General features: G+C 66.9%; 18 protein-coding genes. 8 read left to right on the top strand and 10 right to left on the bottom strand.

Translation table 11 applies throughout. The features are described from left to right. Positions 1–24: 24 nt before the first annotated feature. Positions 25–933: an NYN domain-containing protein gene (locus ABIE21_RS07475; protein ID WP_354024145.1), complete on the bottom strand. Its 909-nt coding sequence runs from the start codon at positions 931–933 to the stop codon at positions 25–27. A 52-nt stretch (positions 934–985) separates the two neighbouring features. Further along, the gene (locus ABIE21_RS07470) at positions 986–1,405 is read right to left on the bottom strand and encodes a DUF1761 domain-containing protein (RefSeq protein ID WP_354024144.1); all 420 of its coding nucleotides are present in this window, start codon (positions 1,403–1,405) and stop codon (positions 986–988) included. 118 nt (positions 1,406–1,523) lie between these two features. On the opposite strand from ABIE21_RS07470, the gene ABIE21_RS07465 reads away from it, so the two are divergent. Beyond that, a complete protein-coding gene (locus ABIE21_RS07465; RefSeq protein ID WP_354024143.1) occupies positions 1,524–2,888 on the top strand; it encodes an MFS transporter in 1,365 nt (454 codons plus the stop codon). A gap of 17 nt (positions 2,889–2,905) precedes the next feature. Here the strand turns inward: ABIE21_RS07465 and ABIE21_RS07460 are convergent, their stop codons facing one another. Together ABIE21_RS07460 and ABIE21_RS07455 are read right to left on the bottom strand one after the other, a co-directional pair. Continuing rightward, positions 2,906–3,379 carry an NUDIX domain-containing protein gene (locus ABIE21_RS07460; protein ID WP_354024142.1) on the bottom strand — a complete coding sequence of 158 codons (474 nt, stop codon included), beginning with the start codon at positions 3,377–3,379 and terminating at the stop codon, positions 2,906–2,908. A gap of 99 nt (positions 3,380–3,478) precedes the next feature. Next, positions 3,479–3,934 carry an SRPBCC family protein gene (locus tag ABIE21_RS07455; RefSeq protein ID WP_354024141.1) on the bottom strand — a complete coding sequence of 152 codons (456 nt, stop codon included), beginning with the start codon at positions 3,932–3,934 and terminating at the stop codon, positions 3,479–3,481. Between the two features lie 190 nt (positions 3,935–4,124). Between ABIE21_RS07455 and ABIE21_RS07450 the strand changes: the two genes are divergently transcribed. Both ABIE21_RS07450 and ABIE21_RS07445 read left to right on the top strand, forming a co-directional pair. Continuing rightward, entirely contained in the window at positions 4,125–4,457 is a 333-nt protein-coding gene (locus tag ABIE21_RS07450; protein WP_354024140.1) for a hypothetical protein, read from the top strand. A 109-nt stretch (positions 4,458–4,566) separates the two neighbouring features. Further along, positions 4,567–5,400, top strand: coding sequence for an aldo/keto reductase (locus ABIE21_RS07445; RefSeq protein ID WP_354024139.1), 834 nt, complete (start codon positions 4,567–4,569; stop codon positions 5,398–5,400). An 87-nt stretch (positions 5,401–5,487) separates the two neighbouring features. On the opposite strand, the gene ABIE21_RS07440 is transcribed toward ABIE21_RS07445, so the two are convergent. Both ABIE21_RS07440 and ABIE21_RS07435 read right to left on the bottom strand, forming a co-directional pair. Then, the gene (locus ABIE21_RS07440; protein WP_354024138.1) at positions 5,488–5,628 is read right to left on the bottom strand and encodes a hypothetical protein; all 141 of its coding nucleotides are present in this window, start codon (positions 5,626–5,628) and stop codon (positions 5,488–5,490) included. Between the two features lie 25 nt (positions 5,629–5,653). Next, positions 5,654–6,433 carry a hypothetical protein gene (locus ABIE21_RS07435; RefSeq protein ID WP_354024137.1) on the bottom strand — a complete coding sequence of 260 codons (780 nt, stop codon included), beginning with the start codon at positions 6,431–6,433 and terminating at the stop codon, positions 5,654–5,656. Positions 6,434–6,607: 174 nt separating this feature from the next. Here ABIE21_RS07435 and ABIE21_RS07430 point away from each other — a divergent pair, with 174 nt between their 5' ends. Further along, on the top strand, positions 6,608–9,145 hold the full coding sequence (locus ABIE21_RS07430) for an ATP-dependent Clp protease ATP-binding subunit (RefSeq protein ID WP_354024136.1): 2,538 nt from the start codon (positions 6,608–6,610) through the stop codon (positions 9,143–9,145). Positions 9,146–9,259: 114 nt separating this feature from the next. Here the strand turns inward: ABIE21_RS07430 and ABIE21_RS07425 are convergent, their stop codons facing one another. Beyond that, positions 9,260–10,435, bottom strand: a complete 1,176-nt coding sequence (locus ABIE21_RS07425) for a glycoside hydrolase family 3 N-terminal domain-containing protein (RefSeq protein ID WP_354024135.1) — start codon at positions 10,433–10,435, stop codon at positions 9,260–9,262. Positions 10,436–10,510: 75 nt separating this feature from the next. On the opposite strand from ABIE21_RS07425, the gene ABIE21_RS07420 reads away from it, so the two are divergent. Further along, on the top strand, positions 10,511–11,215 hold the full coding sequence (locus ABIE21_RS07420) for a DedA family protein (RefSeq protein WP_354024134.1): 705 nt from the start codon (positions 10,511–10,513) through the stop codon (positions 11,213–11,215). A gap of 6 nt (positions 11,216–11,221) precedes the next feature. Here ABIE21_RS07420 and ABIE21_RS07415 read toward each other — a convergent pair whose 3' ends face one another. Further along, on the bottom strand, positions 11,222–12,256 hold the full coding sequence (locus tag ABIE21_RS07415; protein ID WP_354024133.1) for a hypothetical protein: 1,035 nt from the start codon (positions 12,254–12,256) through the stop codon (positions 11,222–11,224). Positions 12,257–12,402: 146 nt separating this feature from the next. Between ABIE21_RS07415 and ABIE21_RS07410 the strand changes: the two genes are divergently transcribed. From ABIE21_RS07410 to ABIE21_RS07400, 3 genes are read left to right on the top strand one after another with little or no spacing between them, the layout of a single operon-like run. After that, entirely contained in the window at positions 12,403–12,822 is a 420-nt protein-coding gene (locus ABIE21_RS07410) for a hypothetical protein (RefSeq protein ID WP_354024132.1), read from the top strand. Positions 12,823–12,824: 2 nt separating this feature from the next. Then, positions 12,825–13,049 carry a helix-turn-helix transcriptional regulator gene (locus ABIE21_RS07405; protein WP_354024131.1) on the top strand — a complete coding sequence of 75 codons (225 nt, stop codon included), beginning with the start codon at positions 12,825–12,827 and terminating at the stop codon, positions 13,047–13,049. Further along, positions 13,046–14,014, top strand: a complete 969-nt coding sequence (locus ABIE21_RS07400; protein ID WP_354024130.1) for an NAD(P)-dependent alcohol dehydrogenase — start codon at positions 13,046–13,048, stop codon at positions 14,012–14,014. Before ABIE21_RS07405 ends, ABIE21_RS07400 begins: the two co-directional genes overlap by 4 nt. A 34-nt stretch (positions 14,015–14,048) precedes the next feature. On the opposite strand, the gene ABIE21_RS07395 is transcribed toward ABIE21_RS07400, so the two are convergent. Together ABIE21_RS07395 and ABIE21_RS07390 are read right to left on the bottom strand one after the other, a co-directional pair. Further along, positions 14,049–15,413 carry a hypothetical protein gene (locus ABIE21_RS07395; RefSeq protein WP_354024129.1) on the bottom strand — a complete coding sequence of 455 codons (1,365 nt, stop codon included), beginning with the start codon at positions 15,411–15,413 and terminating at the stop codon, positions 14,049–14,051. 86 nt (positions 15,414–15,499) lie between these two features. After that, a complete protein-coding gene (locus tag ABIE21_RS07390) occupies positions 15,500–17,497 on the bottom strand; it encodes a nuclease-related domain-containing DEAD/DEAH box helicase (protein WP_354024128.1) in 1,998 nt (665 codons plus the stop codon). Between the last annotated feature and the right edge of the window lie 30 nt (positions 17,498–17,527).

Genomic DNA, 17,527 nt, shown 5'->3' with positions numbered 1-17,527 from the left:
CCCGGGGCCGGCTGAGAGCGCCCGCTACGAATCCTTGAGGTACGACGGCCGCAGACGGATGTAGCGTGCCTGGCCGTCTTCGCGCAGCTCGGCGATGCTGTTGCGGTCTTTCACGAACTCGGTGAACGACGAGAATCCGACGCCCTTCTCGCTAAACGAGGGGTTGATGCGGAGCATCTGGTTCTTGACGGTGGTGGCGGGCAGCCAGTCGTTGTCGCCCTTGGCGTGCCCGAGGCGCAGGGCCCGCATGAATAGTTGCGTCGCCGCCTTCTGCGGGTTGCCGGGTGACGTGGCCGGCTTCGTCTTGGCTGCCGGGGCGGTCGACGCCGTGGCCACGGGGGCGACGATCACCTCGTCGAGGTCGTCGGTGTCGTCGTCGAGGCCGGGCAGTTCGTCGTAGTTCTCGAACTCGTCGCAGGCGTCCGCCAGCGATGTGCTCGTCGACCCGGCGACGCCGATGCCGATGACGCGGCGTCCGAGGCGTTTGCAGCGCTGGGCGAGGGCGATGTAGTCGGAGTCGCCCGCGACGATGACGACGTGCGTGATGTCGGGCAGTCGAAAGAGGTCTTCGACGACGTCGACGGCGAGACGGATGTCTGCCCCGTTCTTCATCGAGGTGACGGTGGGGAACATCTGGGTGAGGTCGACGGCGCGGCCGATGAGCTGCTTCTGGTACGAGGCGTTTACTGGCACCGACCAGTCGGCGTAGGCCCGGCTGATCACCACGTTGCCGTACGAGGTGGCGAAGTCGAGAATCGCGCCGAGGTCGACGGTCGCCTCGACGAGCCGCTGCGCGATCGCGGGGTCGGGGTTCGGCACGGCGAGGTCACGCAGCCGCACCGGGTGCTTGCGGTGCAGCTGGTTGTAGCGCGAGATCACGATGTTGTCGAAGTCGATGTAGACCGCGACGCGGGTGTCGAGCTGTTCGGTCAAGAGGTCCTCTATTCGCTCGTGATGACGATTCGCTCGCGCTGACGGCGCGAAGTCACGCCGGCCACACCCCGATGATGAGCGCCATAATCACGAGCGTGACGAGCTCGTGCGCGATGTTGAGCACGGTCAGCCCGCTCGGGCGTCCGTCGAACGCGTCGTGGGTGATGAACCGCGCGGCGGTGAATCCGGTCCAGAGCACGATCGCGGTCACGATGGCGTTCACGAGGAAGCTGCCGCCGTAGAAGTCCCAGGCGATGAACGCGGCGCCGGCGAGCACCCACGCCGTCACGAAGCTGACGAGCAGGGTGATCACGATCGGCCAGACCGCGTCTTTCGAGTTACCCGACGGGGTCACGCCCGCGGTCTTCATCCAGTAGTTGCCGAAGACGCGCGGCGTGTACCAGATCGAGCCGACGACCATGCTCGAGAGAGTCGCGAGAACGACGGCCCAGTAGTTGATGTCCGGAGTCATGGTGTGCCTTTCGCCGGTGAAGTGGACTGAATTCTATTGCGGCGGCTCCCAGGATGGCAGGAGCGACCCCGACCGTGTCCGTTTCGGAGTCGGTGGGAGCGGATAGCCTGAGAGGGAAATGACCCACGAAACCCCGGTTCGCACTGCCGCAGCCCCCGGCCTCCTCTCGCCCGCCTACCTGTGGACGACGATCGGCTCGATCACCCTCATCTTCCTCGGCGCCTTCGAGTCGCTCGCGGTCACCACGATCATGCCCACGATCAGCCGCGAGCTCGACGGCGAGGCGCTGTACTCGCTCGCGTTCTCGGGCACCCTCGCCGCCGGTGTCGTCGGCATGGTCGTCGCCGGCGGCTGGGCCGACCGTCGCGGCCCGTCGCGACCGCTCGTCGCGGCCATGACGGTCTTCGTCGTGGGTCTCGTGCTCTCCGGCACGGCCACCGACATGTTCGTGTTCATCGGCGGCCGCCTGCTGCAGGGCCTCGGGTCCGGCGCGATCATCGTCGCGCTGTACGTGGTCGTGGCCCGCATCTACCCCGCCCCGCTTCATCCGCGGATCTTCGGCGCCTTCGCCGCCGCCTGGGTGCTGCCGTCGCTGATCGGGCCGCCCGTCGCCGGAGTCGTGGCCGACACGATCAGCTGGCACTGGGTGTTCCTCGGCGTCGGCGTGCTCGTGCTGATCGCCGCCGCCGCCATCGTCCCCGCGCTGCGCCAACTGCGGTCGATGCCTGCGGCACCGGGGGAGCCGGGCTCGCGCTGGGCTGTCGTCTGGGCGATCGTGGTGGCCGTCGCCGTCGTGAGCATCGGGCTCGGCGGCGAGAGCGGTGCCTCGTGGTCGTGGGTGATCGTCGCGGTCGCATTCGTGGTGGTCGTGCTCGCCGTGCGCCCGCTGCTGCCGCGCGGCACGCTCGTCGCTCGACCGGGGCTGCCGGCGACCGTACTGCTGCGCGGTGCAGTGGCCGCGGCGTTCTTCTCGACCGAGGTCTACCTGCCGTACCTGTTGAACGAGGTGTACGACCTGCCGTCGGCCGTGTCCGGGCTCATCCTCACCGTCGGCGCGCTGTCGTGGGCGAGCGGATCGGCACTGCAGAGCAGATTCGGTGCGCGGATGTCGCATAGTCGAACAGTCCGCATCGGCGCCACGATCGTCTTCGTCGGAATCGTGGTGCAGCTGCTCACCGCCCTCTTCCTGCTCTCGCCGTTCGTGGCCGCGGCGGGCTGGCTACTGGCCGGCGGAGGCATGGGCCTCGTCTTCCCGCGCATCTCGACGCTGGTGCTGTCGCACTCGACCGAACGCGACCAGGGGTTCAACAGCGCGGCGATGACCATCGCCGACTCGACCGCCTCGGCGACCTCGATCGCTTTCGCCGGGCTGCTCTTAGCGGCCTTCGGCGCGGTGTCGGGCGGCGGCTTCGTCGCCGCGTTCGCCCTCGCCGCGGTGCTCGGCCTCGCCGCGGTGCCGATCGCGTTCCGCGTGCGCGACTAGAGCGTCGCTAGACGGCCTCAGCGCGCGGCGAGCAGCGCCTCGAGCGCCGCGAGAGCGGGCACCTGCCCCTTCACGAGCCGGGGGCGGGCGGCCTCGATCGAGCACCATTCGGCGCGGTCGATCTCGGGAAACGTGATCATGCGCCCCGAGTCGCGCGGCCACTCGACCGTGACGGGCATGCTCGTGACCTCCGAGACATCCAGATCTCCCTCCCCGGCGAAGACGGTGACGACCTTTCCCGAGAGGTAGACGAAGTCGCCGAGGTGCACGTAGTCGGCGGCGGGTGCCGACTGGCCGATCTCCTCGGCGAACTCGCGGAGCGCGGCGTCGAGCTGGCTCTCGCCCGGCTCGATGAAACCCTTGGGAATCGACCAGGCCGAGGAGTCCTTGCGGCTCCAGAACGGGCCGCCCATGTGCCCGATGAGCACCTCGGGCGAGGGGTTCAGTCTGAACAGCAGGAGTCCCGCGCTGTGTTCGCCGGAGGAGGGCATGGTGCAGCATAACGCCGCGGGCTGGGCGGTGTCGCGTCTCCCATACGCACGAATCGCCCGGGGCGAGGGCCCCGGGCGACTCAGCTGTCGATACAGCCGTTACGCCTGCACGTCTCCGCGCCAGGCGCCGGTCTCGTGGTTGGCGTTCTCGATGAACTCCTTGAAGTTCTTGAGGTCGCTCTTGATCACGTGGTCGTCGACGCCGAGAATCGCGCCGGCCTTCTCGAGCACTCCGGTCGCCTCCCAGTCGAGCTGCACCGTGACGCGGGTCTCGGTGTCGCTCAGCTTGTGGAAGGTCACGACGCCGGCGTGGTTCTCGTCGCCGCCGACGCTGTTCCAGGCGACACGCTCGTCGGGGTGCTGCTCGGTGATGCGGGCGTCGAACTCGCGCTCGGCTCCGCCGATCTTCACCTTCCAGTGGGTGAGGGTGTCGTCGGTCTGAGTGATCGACTCGACGTAGCTCAAGAACTTGGGGAACGTCTCGAACTGGGTCCACTGGTTGTAGGCCGTCGATACGGGCACGTTGACGTCGACGGTTTCGATTACCTGGGGCATTGTGTCTCCTCGTTCTGAAAGTGCAGATGTGTGGATGTCTTCGACGTTACGGAGCCGTGCGGATGCTCGCAGCCCATGGCCAGCCGTCGCTCGCGCTGATAGCCTCCCCGGTCTGCGGCGTGGCGTTCAGGAAGCGCCACAGGCCCCACCCCTTGACCCCACCCGGGTCACGGCGAGTACCTTCGGACCCATGGCAAACATCGTGGAGAAAATAGCCCAGCAGGTCACCTCCGTCGGCGCGAAGGCGAGCTACGGAGAACCGGTCACGGTCGGAGGTGTCGAACTCGTTCCGGTCGCCCTCGTGTGGTTCGGATTCGGCGGCGGCAGCGACGAGGCAGAACAGGGAGGCGGCGGTGGCGGCGGCGCGAGCATACCCATCGGCGCGTACGTACGGGGCCCGGATGGCGCCCGATTCGTACCCAACCCGGTCGCCCTCGCGACGGCGCTGGCCCCGATCGTGTGGTCGGTGAGCTGGGGCATAGTCGGAGTCGCCGTGGCCATGGCGAGCAAGAGGCGCAAATAGTCAATAGCCAGCCGATTGTGGTGATCGCGGCATCGATCGCGTCCTTCAGGCGTTGACTGTGTGAGTGGCGTTTCTCAGCCACTGCATTCGATTGAAGGAGAACCACCGTATGACCTCAGTACCCACGATCACCCTCAACGACGGCGTAGAGATTCCCCAGCTCGGCTTCGGCGTCTTCCAGATCCCGCCGGAGGACACGAAGAAGGCGACTCTCGAAGCACTCGAGGTCGGCTACCGCCACATCGACACCGCCGAGATGTACGGCAACGAGAAGGGCGTCGGCGAGGCCATCGTCGAGTCGGGAATCCCGCGCGACGAGATCTTCGTCACCAGCAAGCTGAACAACACATTCCACGCCCGCGAAGACGCACTGCGTGCCTTCGACGCGACCATGGACGCTCTCGGATTCGAGACCCTCGACCTCTTCCTCATCCACTGGCCGATGCCCGCCGTGGGCGACTTCGTCGACACCTGGAAGGCGATGGAGGAGATGAAGGCCACGGGGCGCGTGCGCTCCATCGGCGTCTCCAACTTCCAGCCCGCGCACCTGCAACGGCTATTCGACGAGACGTCGACGATCCCGTCGGTCAACCAGATCGAGGTGCACCCGTATCTCACTAACGACGACGTGCGCGCCTTCAACCGCGAGCACGGCATCGCGACCGAGGCGTGGTCGCCGATCGCCCAGGGCGACGTGCTCACCGACCCCGTGGTCACCGAGATCGCCGAGCGTCTCGATCGCAGCCCCGCGCAGGTGACGCTGCGCTGGCACATCCAGCGTGGCGACATCGTGTTCCCGAAGTCGGTCACGCGCAGCCGCATCGAGGAGAACCTCGCCCTGTTCGACTTTGAGCTGTCGGAGGCCGACATCGAGTCGATCACGGCCCTCAACCGCGACGCACGCCGCGGCCCGAACCCCGACGAGTTCAACTGGATCCCGTAGCCCCCGGTCGCTGAGCCTGTCGAAGCGCACCAACGAGAAACCGCCCGCCCTCATCATCACGAGGAGCGGGCGGTTTCTCACGTCTAGCTATTTGCCCGAGTCATCCGCTTCTTCGTCTTCCTCGGGGTTGAAATTGCTGTCTTCACCGAGAGTCACGGCGATTCCGTCGTCGGAGTTCGGGATCGTGCCCTCGTCGCCGAGGCCGTCTTCTTTTTTCTTGTCATTCATGGTGTGCATTTTACCAATCGATCGATTACTTGCCGAGGCCCGCGCGGTCTACCTTGCGGTGGTAGCGCATGCCGCCGAGACCGCCGAGGACGGCGCCCGCGAGGCTGACCACGACGGCGAGAACCGCGGTGATGATGCCGCCGGCGGTGAGGTCTCCCTCGTTGATCGGGATGCGCGGGAAGGTGTCGAGGTTCGACAGAACGTTGTACTGGCCGCCGGCGAGGGCGCCGATGATGGCGACGACGATGGCGATGACCACGGCCCACAGCCATACGGCGAGGCCCTGCTTGGCTCCGCTGAACCGGGCCATGCGTCCGGCGACGTAACCGCCGCAGTAGTAGGCGATGAGCAGGATGACGAGAACCGCGATCGCGCCGACGAGGCCGATCGTCTCGGCGTTCTGCTCGGCCGCATCGGAGACCTCGTCGGGCGACGCGTTTCCGAGCCCGAGAGCGGCCCCCGCTCCCGCGACGAGCGCGGTGAGGAGCACGACGGTGCCGGTCGCGGTCAGCCAGCCGAAGAAGGCGGAGCCGAACTTGAAGCCTCCGAACTCCTCCTTCTCTCGGGCGACGACGTTCTGGCGGACGCTCCGGCCGTCGTTGGTGGGGTCGGTGGCGAGGGGCGGCGGTGTCGTCGCACGGTCGGCGGGTTCGATGGGGCGACCCGTGGAGTCGACCGGCACGACGGGATCGCCTGCTGGGCGCACGACCGGGTCGCCTGCTGGGCGCTCCACGCGCTCGTCTGCGGGCACGTATCCGGGCTCGTTTCTGCGCCCGTCGTTCGGGGAATCGTTCGTGGTGCTCATGGTGTTACTCCTTTGGGTGAACCTGCTGCTCATCCAATGAACTCTCCTGCTGCTGCGGCAGGCAATGGTTTCGACGGGACTGGTGTTTCCGCCGATTCTGTGCTGGTGGGAATGAATCACGCCGCTCAGCGTTAACTTGAGTCGAAGGCACTCAAGTTTCACCGGGAGGTCTAATTGCCTACAACACCAGACGCCAACAGCTCGTTCGACGAGTTCCTGGCGCGCTATCTTCAGGGCGAGCGCGCGGCCCAGTCCGGGCGCTCGATCAACATCGGCCGCCTGCTGAGCCGCAGCAGCCGCGAGGTGCTCGCCGAGGCGGGACAGTTCGCGATCGACCACGGTCACAACGAGCTCGACGCACTGCACGTTCTGCGTGTGCTCGCCGCGAGCGAGCCCGCGGCCTCGGCCATCAAGCGCGTCGGCGCCGACCCCGCGGCGATCGTCGCCGCCGTCGAACAGCGTCTGCCCGAGGAATCCGACTATTCCAAGACCGACTCGCCGTCGCTCACCCAGTCTGCCCAGCGCGCGATCTTCCACGCCCTGCAGGTGGCTCGCGCCTCCGGATCGACCTACATCGACCCCGAGCACCTCTTCTTCGCCCTGGTGCTCAACCAAGACTCGCCCGCCGGCCAGGTTCTCGCCGCCGCGGGCGTCACTCCCGAGGCGCTGCAGTCGACGATGCGCGACGCGGTCGAGACCGAGACGGATGCCACGGCCCCCGAGACCTCGACGTCGAAGACGCCCACCCTCGACACCTACGGCACCGACCTCACGGCGCAGGCCCGGGCCGGCGAGCTCGACCCGGTCATCGGCCGCGCCGACGAGATCGAGCAGACCATCGAGATCCTCTCCCGTCGCACCAAGAACAACCCGGTGCTCATCGGAGAGGCGGGCGTCGGCAAGACCGCTATCGTCGCCGGACTCGCGCAGGCGATCGTCGACGGCGGCGTGCCCGAGCAGCTGCGCGACAAGCGCGTCGTCAGCCTCGACCTGCCCGCCATGCTCGCCGGCACCAAGTACCGTGGCGACTTCGAGGAGCGCCTGACCAAGCTGATGGACGAGATCACGGCCAACAAGGCCGAGCTCATCGTCTTCATCGACGAGCTGCACACGGTCGTCGGCGCCGGCGGTTCCGGCGACGGTGGCATGGACGCGGGCAACATCCTCAAGCCGCGTCTGGCCAGGGGCGACCTTCACGTCGTCGGCGCCACCACGCTCAAGGAATACCGCTCGATCGAGAAGGACCCGGCGCTCGAACGCCGGTTCCAGCCCGTGCACGTGGGAGAGCCCAGCGTCGAAGACGCGGTGCTCATCCTCTCCGGGCTGCGCAAGGCCTACGAGGACCACCACGTCGTCAGCTACACGGATGCGGCCATCCGCGCCTCGGTCGAACTGTCGGCCCGGTACGTGACCGACCGCTTCCTGCCCGACAAGGCCATCGACCTCATCGACCAGGCCGGGGCGCGCCTGCGCCTCAAGCTCGGCTCCGCGGTCGACGCGACCGCCCTGCTCGAGGAGCTCGCCGTCGCCGAGTCGGCGAAGAACTCCGCCGTCGCCTCCGAGCACTACGAGGAGGCCTCGCGCCTGCGCGACGAGATGGAGAGCCTGCACGCCAGGCTCGACGCCTCGAAGAGCGGCGCAGCATCCGCCGCCTCTGCCGTCGTCGACGAGAAGGAGATCGCAGAGGTGATCTCGCGCGCCACCGGCATCCCGGCCAGCCGACTCACCGAGGTCGACCGTTCCCGCCTCGCTCGGCTCGAGAGCGAGCTGCACGGACGCGTGATCGGCCAGGACGATGCGGTGACCGTGGTCGCCAAGGCCGTGCGCCGCAACCGCACCGGAATGGGCGACCAGAGCCGTCCCGTCGGGAGCTTCCTGTTCCTCGGACCGACCGGCGTCGGCAAGACCGAGCTGGCCAAGGCGCTGGCTGAGTCGCTGTTCGGCGACGAGAAGTCGATGCTGCGCTTCGACATGAGCGAGTTCGGCGAGCGCCACACGGTCAGCCGTCTCGTCGGCGCCCCTCCCGGATACGTCGGCTACGACGAGGCGGGGCAGCTCACCGAGCAGATCCGCCGCAACCCGTATTCGGTGGTGCTGTTCGACGAGATCGAGAAGGCTCACCCCGACGTCTTCAATCTGCTGCTGCAGGTTCTCGACGACGGTCGCCTCACCGACAGCCAGGGTCGCACCGTCGACTTCCGCAACGCCGTGATCATCATGACCTCGAACCTCGGCTCGGAGTTCCTCGCGAGCCGCAGCGGTGCCATGGGATTCGTGGCGAGTGCGGATGCCGCGGCGAACGGCTACGCCTCGGAGAAGGATCTGCGCGACCGGGTCATGGGAAAGCTGCGCGAGGCGATGCGTCCCGAGTTCCTCAACCGCATCGACGAGATCGTGCTGTTCCGCAAGCTCGACCAGACACAGCTTCGCGAGATCGTGCGGCTGCTGCTGGTCGCGACCCAGGCGCGGCTGTCGGCCCACGAGATCGAGCTGACGGTGACGGATGCCGCGGTGGACTGGATCGCGAACGCCGGCTACGAGCCGGAGTACGGGGCGCGCCCGCTGCGTCGCGTGATCCAGCGCAACGTCGACGACCGCATCGCCGACCTGCTCGTCACGGGCCAGCTCGACGACGGCGGAGCCCTGACGGTCGACGCGGCCGACGGCGAGCTCACGGTGCACGTGGGCGCGCCGCTGCGCATGGCGGCGTAGGCCCTCGCCGGTCGAGCCGGCCGCCTGCGGCCGCATCGAGACCGTGCCTCCCGAGAACCGCCCGCCCCGCCACACGGGGTGGGCGGTTCTGCGTCTCCGGCACCCTGCTCACAACTAGCGCCCCGACTTCAACGCGATGACCCGCCTCGCCGCGGCATCCACCAGCTCGGCGAACGCCGGATCCGTCCGCGCCCGCGCGACCACGGCGTCGACCATCTCGGCGGCCACGGCGGGCGTGCGCGACACCAGCACGATGTCGCACCCCGCGAGGATCGACAGCACCGCCCGGTCGGCGGGCGACCACGCGGCGACAGCGGCGGCGCCCGACACGTCGTCGGTCATCACGACGCCGGTGAACCCGAGCTGCTCGCGCAGCAGGCCGTTCACGACGACGGGGGAGAACATCGCCGGCGCCGTCGGGTCGATGAGTGCGTAGACGGCAGACGACACCATGATGCTCGTCGCCCCCGAGGCGATCTCGCTGCGGTAGATGCCCACGCTGTCGCTCTGCGTGTTCGTCGTGGTGTCGGTCACGCCCGCGGTCGTGTCGGTGTTGCCGGTGACCGCGCCGAGCCCGGGGAAGTGCTTGATCACGCTGTGCACGCCGCCAGCGCTCATGCCGTCGCGGAACGCCTTCGAGTGCGCCACGATCGTCGCCGGGTCGAAGCCGAACTCGCGGTCGAAAGCGCCGATCGGAGGGTTGGATGCCGCGGCAGCGGGCGAGGGGATCAGGTCGACGACCGGCGCGAGGTTCATGTTCACCCCGGCCGACGACAGCTCGGCCGCCCAGGCCTTCGCATCGCCGACGAGAGCCGTCGCGTCGAGGGAGCCCTGCTGCAGTGCCGAGGGCATGTCGCTGAAGCCGGGGCCGCGCAGCACCTGCACCTGCCCGCCCTCCTGGTCGGTCGCGACCAGCAGCGGCAGCCCGGCGGTCGACTCGGTCGAGACCAACGCGGTCAGCTGGGCGGTCACCGCGGCGGTGGCGACGGTGCCGGCGCTCGACCTGCCGGCGAGGAAGACGTTGCCGACGTGCCGGTCGCGCACGGCCGCCACGGTCTCGGCCTCGGCGACCGTCGCCGCGGTGCCCACCATGAACAGCTGGCCGACGCGCTGCTCGACGCTGAGTCCGGCGAGGGGATCGGTCGCGGTCGGCGTCGGAGAAGGAGCGGGCCTCGGCGTCGCGGTGTTCGTCGGCTGCGGGGAGGGGAGGGCGCATCCGGAAAGCAGAATCGCGGATGCCGCGGCCGCGACGACGACGGCCCTGCGAGTTGCGCCGGCGAACCACGTCACCGGTCCATCGTACGTTTGGCCTTGGGCGGTGCGCCGCCCAATTTCGGCTCAGGTTCACCGCCTACCCTGAGTGGCATGCTCACCGAACTGGCCGATGGCACCGCTCTGACCGGATTCGCTGACTGGGCCGTCGAGGTGATGGAGGCGCTCGGCGCCCCCGGTGCCGGGCTCGTCATCGCGATCGAGAATCTCTTCCCTCCGATCCCCAGCGAGATCGTGCTGCCCCTCGCCGGATTCACCGCCAGCCGCGGAAGCTTCGGTCTCGTCGAGGCGATCGTCTGGACCACGCTCGGCTCCATCGTGGGCGCGTGGGCGCTGTACGGCCTCGGCGCCTGGCTCGGCCGCCGCCGGGTGCGCGCGATCGTCGGCAGGCTGCCGCTGATGAGCGTCGAAGACTTCGACAAGACCGAGGTGTGGTTCGCCCGCCACGGCACGAAGGCCGTGTTCTTCGGACGAATGGTGCCGCTGTTCCGCAGCTTCATCTCGCTGCCCGCCGGCGTGGAACGCATGAATCCGCTCGTCTTCACGGGGCTCACGGCCGCCGGCAGCCTGATCTGGAACTCCATCTTCGTCGTCGCCGGCTTCTACCTCGGCGAGAACTGGCACGTGGTCGAGGAGTACGCGGGAATCTTCCAGAAGATCGTCATCGCCGCCGTCGTCGTCCTGGTCGGCGTCTTCCTCTATGCGCGCATCCGCTCGATCCGTCGTGGGCGCAGGGAGCGCGCGGCCCCGGCAGAGGCCGCCTCGGCAGAGTCCGTCGAGTCCCCGCCCACGCACTGACGCTGACTACTCGAAGACGCCCCACACGTCGACGGCGACCTGAAAGTACAGCGACGCCGCGGCGATCGCGAACACGAGCGTCGCCCAGACGAGGGCGGCTATGGTCTGGAGCCACCCGCGGTAGCGTTCCTCGGCGCCTTCGAGCACGGGGAGGCTGCGGTCGTTCCAATCGCGCAGCAGCGTGAGAATCTCGATGCTCCGCAACAGCTGCAGCGCCTCCTCGTAGTACGCGCTGCCGTGATTGCTGAGATTGACCTCGATGAGGGCGACCGTCGATGCGACGCGACGACGCTGGCGGATCTGCGCTCCCCGAGCACCCCACGTCGCGAACCCGGGATACAGCAGGCGGTGCCGAGACAGCTGCCTCTCGACCACTCGCAGCGTGCCGACGATCGTGTCGCGGTCGCTTCTCGGAACGCTGGACCAGGCGCGAGTAAAGATGGCGTCGTGTTGAGGCAACGCTCGGATGTGTCGCTGTACGTTGTCGAGTGCGCCGAAGCACAGGGTGAAGGGCCCGGTCAGTTCCCATAGCGCGGTGATCAACAAATCGATCGTCGTCTTGACCAGGTAGTACGCGACGATCACGGCGACCGAGGGCACCACCCGCGCGAGGATCTCCTGCCCTGGAGGAATGGGCTCGGTGAATCGCCCGAACACGGCCACCAGCGCAACTACGAACAGCATGAGCCAGAACAGCGCCACCATGAGCCACATCAGGGGCACGTAGGTGAGGGTGTAGGCGAGGCGCGCGATGTTGGCCATGCGTCGACGGGTGCGGATTGCGGCGCGGGCGTGCACGTCGTCGCGACCGATGCGGGCGAGCACCCTGTCGACGTCGCGGTCGAATGTCTCCTGTTCGAGGCGGCGACGCTCCGCAGCGGTCGGCTTCCGCTCGATGTCGAAGATGTCGTCGTAAGCCGCCGATGTCCACCGAGCGATCGTCGACCGCGGCACCTTCGACTGCCTGGACACCTCGCTCACGGTCTCGCCCGCGAGGACGCGCGCGGTCAGTTCGGCTTTCAGCTCTTCGGGGTAGGGCATGGTGCCGCCAATCTCGGGTTGCAGCGTCACAACACAGTGGCACTCCCCGACGGCCAGCGGAAGGCCCAATGTAAAGAGTTCTTGACACGGAGTAAACCAGGCCATACATTCATTCATGTAAACAATTCTTGACATGGAGGCTCTCGGTGACACTCGAAGAACGACGTTCCTGGACCTATCTGGCGGTGGCCGTGGTCTCGTACGGGGCCTACCTGAGCGCGGTATTCGCTAGGGCCGCATCCGCCCCGCTCATCGACGTCGACTACGTTCCGGCCATGCTCTGGTCGATCGGCATCGCGATCGTCTTCGGGATCGTGCTCAACATCGCCATCGGCATCTTCACCCCGCGCCGTGAGCAGACCAAAGACGCCCGCGACCGCGACATCGAACGCCTCGGCGAGCACGTCGGGCAGGCGTTTCTCGTGATCGGCGGAGTCGCGGCCCTGTTGCTCGCGATCGTCGAGGCCGACTACTTCTACATCGCCAACGTGCTCTACCTGTGCTTCGTGCTGTCGGCGGTCGTCGGCTCAGTCGCCAAGGTGATCGTGTACCGCAGGGGGTTCTGAGCGTGGTCAAGGCGACGAAGGTGACCAACAACATCCGAGCGCTGCGGTTCGCGAACGGAGAGATGACGCAGGCCGACCTGGCCGAGCGCATCGGCGTGACGAGGCAGACCGTGATCGCGATCGAGCAGGGGCGCTACTCGCCGTCGCTCGAGATGGCGTTTCAGATCGCTCAGGCGTTCACCGTGCCTCTCGACGAGGTATTCCAGTACGGAGGAGAAGGATCATGAAGGCGATAGTCCAAGACGAATACGGCGACTCAGCGGTGCTGCACCTCGACGAGGTGCCCGTGCCCACGCTCAAGGACGACGAGGTGCTCATCGAGGTGCGCGCCACGTCGCTGCACATCGGCGACTGGCACCTGATGGCCGGGCTGCCGCTGCTGGTGCGGCCGGCGATCGGCCTCAAGCGCCCCAGGCAGAGGATCAGGGGCATGGATGTCGCGGGGATCGTGCACTCCGTCGGCCCCGCGGTCACCGCGTTCGCGGTCGGCGACGAGGTCTTCGGAGTCGTCGAGGCCGGGCTTGCCCAGTACGCCGTGGCCTCTGTGGACAAGATCGTGCACAAGCCGGCGGGTCTCACGTTCGAGCAGGCCTCGGCGATCCCGACCTCGGCCGCGACCGCACTGCACGCGGTGCGCGACGTCGGGCGCATCCAGCCGGGGCAGGAGGTGCTCGTCATCGGAGCCGCCGGGGGAGTGGGCATCTACGCCACCCAGCTCGCGAAGGCGTTAGACGGCCGCGTCACCGGCGTGTGCAGCACGGCGAAGCTCGATCTGGTGCGCTCGCTCGGTGCCGAGGCAGTCGTGGACTACACGGAGTCGGACGTCACGATCCTCGGCAAGCGCTACGACCTCATCATCGACACGGCCGGCAACCGCCCGGTCGCCTCGCTGCGCCGCATCCTCACGTCGACCGGGACGCTCGTGATCGTCGGTGGCGAGGGCGGCGGCCGGCTGGCCGGAACCCTGTCACGCCAACTGGTCGCGCCGCTGCGCGGAGTCGGCTCGAAGCAGAGCTTCCGCGGGCTGGTGTCGGTGACGAGGGCCGCCGACCTGGTCACACTGGCGGAGCTCGTCGAGGCTGGTCAGCTCGCGCCGGTGATCGACGAGGTGTACCCGCTGGCTCGGGCGGGCGCGGCGATGCAGCGGCTGGAGACGTCGGCGGCGGTGGGGAAGCTAGTTGTGGTCGGTTGAGTAGGCCGCCCGCGGCCGTATCGCAACCTCGGGACTATTCACTTCCGGTCGGAGGCGTTGCAGCGTCACCGTCCTGCGAGGACATTGCATTCGATGTGAGCGACTCCGTGACGGTCGTGTCGACCTCGACCTCATCGGTCGAACGAAGTCGCGGAGGGGTCGCGGACCAGACCTTCAGACGTTGACCGACATCCGCATAGGTGGTGTCAATCGCGCTCAGAACGGAATCAATAAACGAACCGCGACCTGCATTGCGCTTCGAGCCGAGAGTGTGGTGTTGAGAGATTCGGAACGACTTGATGTCTTTGGCCGGGTCAAGAACGAGTTTCGCAGGCGTTTCGCGAGCGTCGCGCAGGAGCTCGGCGGCGCCGGTTCTGGATCGTGCTACGAAAGCCTCAATGCTGACGGTCTCAGGCGCGTCCTTGAGCTGGCGAATGAGCCAGTTCACGCGGGTTGTTGGCTTTCCTTCCCGAGGAGCGTCGAGGTCGAAGTAGCAGCTGATCTTGTTCGAACGAAGATTTGCCTCGAAGACCATCGGTGCGACAGCGTTCGGGATGCGGATCGACGCACTCAATGTGCCTGTGCTGGCCAGGGAAGCCACTAGGGTCGCGGTCCTTGTCGCAGGTTCACTGACTTCCAGACGGGTCAACAGCGGCGTCACTTCAGTTCCAAGTTGGCGACCGAGTCTTAGACAGGCGAAGCGCACAAGAGCGTCGAAACGGTTGGCGACGTCGGTCGCCCCCTTGTCGGAGACGCGAAGCGTTCCTGCCGAGACGGCATCCCGAATCGTGACCCAGCTCGGCCCCATGTCATCGAACGACATCGCGCCGGATCTCGGGTGCTCGAGATAGCGAATGAGTTCGCCGAGAATCCAGGCCTGCTCGGGGTCGGCGACTCCGCGAAACTCCTTTTGCATCACGGCGTGAGTAAGTACTTCGCTCCATGACCAATGGTGGATCGCCACCTTGCGAAGTTTCCTCTTGTCGACTGTGGTGGGATGCAGCCCTACTGATGCCGGGATCTCGTTGGAGATCGTGATCAGAGCATCAAACCCGTGTTCGCGGGCGACGTCGAGATAGTCCTCGAGTTGGTCTGATGCGAGAGCATTGTCTCCGGTCTTCACCTCGACCAACGCAGTCCATTGCTTCTGTCCGCGCTTTGCGCGTATGAGGCCGTCGGGAAATACTTTTCGCTCACCGATCACGAATGGCACTTCGATGAAGGTATCGAGCTGTCCCGCCGGTGCACCCAGTGGCGCGGTGAGCGTGCGCCCAAACTCTTTGACCGAGGACATGACCGCAAGGAGAGCGGAAGTCGCTCGACGCTCTTGCTCGTCCGGTCCGTTGATGCCCGATGTCGGAATGAGTCGGGCCGTGCTCCAGGATTGCTCTTCGCTCAACGGTCGTTTCCCAATCATCGGTGACGGTTACTTTCCCGAAACTTACTCCAGTTCGAGGTTATCGCTGCCACCTACGACCGTGTCGTCTACGAAACACCGACCCACAACCCGTCTCTAGCCCGCGTCATCGCCACGTACAGCGCGCGTCGATCCAGCTCGCGTCGCTCGCTTGACGCATTCTCGCCGGTCGGGGCGGGCTCGAGCAGCGCACGCGGCGTGCGCGCCATCAGTACTTGCTTGAACTCGAGCCCCTTTGCGCGGTGCACCGTTCCGACCTTCACTGCGTCGACCGATCGGCCGTCGTACTTGGTGAGCTCGATCGTCGGGATACCGGCGGCGTTCAGCGTCTTGACCATGTGCGCTGCTTGCCAGTTGGCGAGAGCGAGCACGCCGACGTCGCCGTAGCCGGTGCCGGTCGCCCTCACCGCCAGCACGTGCTTCACCAGCGACTGGTCGTGCAGCGTCGCCGAGTCGAATCTGGTGATTTGCGGAGGCGGACCGTGCCTCAGAATCTCGCCCGTGGCATCCGCGAGGCTCATCGCCCCTTCGATGTCGACGAACTCGTCGCCGGTGACGAGAGAGGCGGCGAACTCAACGATCTCGGAGGTATTGCGGTAGTTCGTCGTCATGACGACGCCACGTCCCGCGATGGAGACGTTGGCCTCGCCGAGCGTGAACCCGCCGGGGTAGATGGTCTGCTGGCCGTCGCCGATGAGGTTGAGTCCGTCGGGCCGATTTCCGACGAGAGAGTGCAGCATCCGCACCATCATGCAGGTGAGGTCCTGGGCCTCGTCGATGATGACAGCGCTGTAGCCCTCGAGCGGCTTGGTGCGGAGGGATGCCGCGGCGTGCAGGATCACGTCGGGGAAGTCATAGATCTGGGCTTCTTTGCGAGCCTGCTCGTATGCAACGTAGAACCGCCAGACGTGGCGGCGCTGTTCGACGGTGAGCCGGCGCCGTCGCCCCGTGCGGGCCAGCGCGGAGTACTGGTCGAGCGTGCGGATGCCGCGGCCCTTGATCACCGCGTTGATCTCGTCACGCCAGTAGTCTGCAGACGGATCCAGCTCCGAGAGAGCGCCGCCGTGCTGTGACCAGAGTGCGTGGAAGATCCGTTGTGCGGCCTCGGGTTGCAGATCGAACGGGATGCCCCGCGACTTCAGCACATCGCTCGCGAAGCCGTAAATTCCGCGGAACTCGACGCGGTCGGATGCATCGGGTGCCAGTCTTTCGAGCAGCGACTCCAGGACCGCCGGAAGCGTGCGCACGAACGCGGTCACCAGCACCTTGCCCTGATTCGACCGAGCGAGGTAGGCAGCGCGATGCAAGCCGACAACGGTCTTTCCTGTTCCGGCCGCTCCTCGAATGCGAGACGGACCCGAGAAGCTGCGGTTGACGAGCTTCGCCTGCGTGGGGTGGAGGAAGGCCATCCAATCCTCGATGGGCAATGCCATAACGCCCTCGACTAGGGCGCTCTCGATCTCCTCGGCTGTTAGTCGATCGATCTCGGCGAGTTCGGGCGCGAGGTCGGGCAGGTCCTCCGGCATCGCCGGCTCCACGAAAGAAAGGTCGAACTCAAACGGGGTATCGGTCCTGTAGACGGGGAAGAGCGCCTCAAGTGCGTCGACCACGGCTCCCAGCCGGCCGGGGGAGAGGCGCGCTCCGGCACTGGAGATGCGGATGACTGCGTCGGTCTCCGAAAGCAGCGTCACCCCGTAGAGGTCGGCGCTTTTCACATTGCGCTTGTTTGTAAAGACTGCCAATGCGTGGACTTCACCTGGCGCCAACCCGATCTCGGCGAGACTGGTTCGCGTCCAGTCGGCAAGATCGGCGATACTGGCAAATTCATCCGTTACGTCCGCTTGGTCTCGGAACACGGCGCCTGCCGCGATGTAGACGTCGCGCCACGCCTTCGCGTCGACGATGAATACGCCTCCGGGGCCGGCGACGATGAAGTCCACCTGAGCGCGGCGGCTCTTCGGCCAACGCCGGTCGGCGAGCAGCGTGTATCCGCGCTCTTCGAGCGCTTCGAGCGTGTGTGCGAGGCGTCGCTCGCTGTGGGCGGCCGCGGCGAACCGGCGCTCCATTTCCTTAGCAGCTACCGCGAGGCGGTCAAG

The organism is Conyzicola nivalis (genome assembly GCF_040548875.1).
GTDB lineage: Bacteria > Actinomycetota > Actinomycetes > Actinomycetales > Microbacteriaceae > Conyzicola > Conyzicola nivalis_A.
This window is presented reverse-complemented; position numbering and strand designations above follow the sequence as displayed.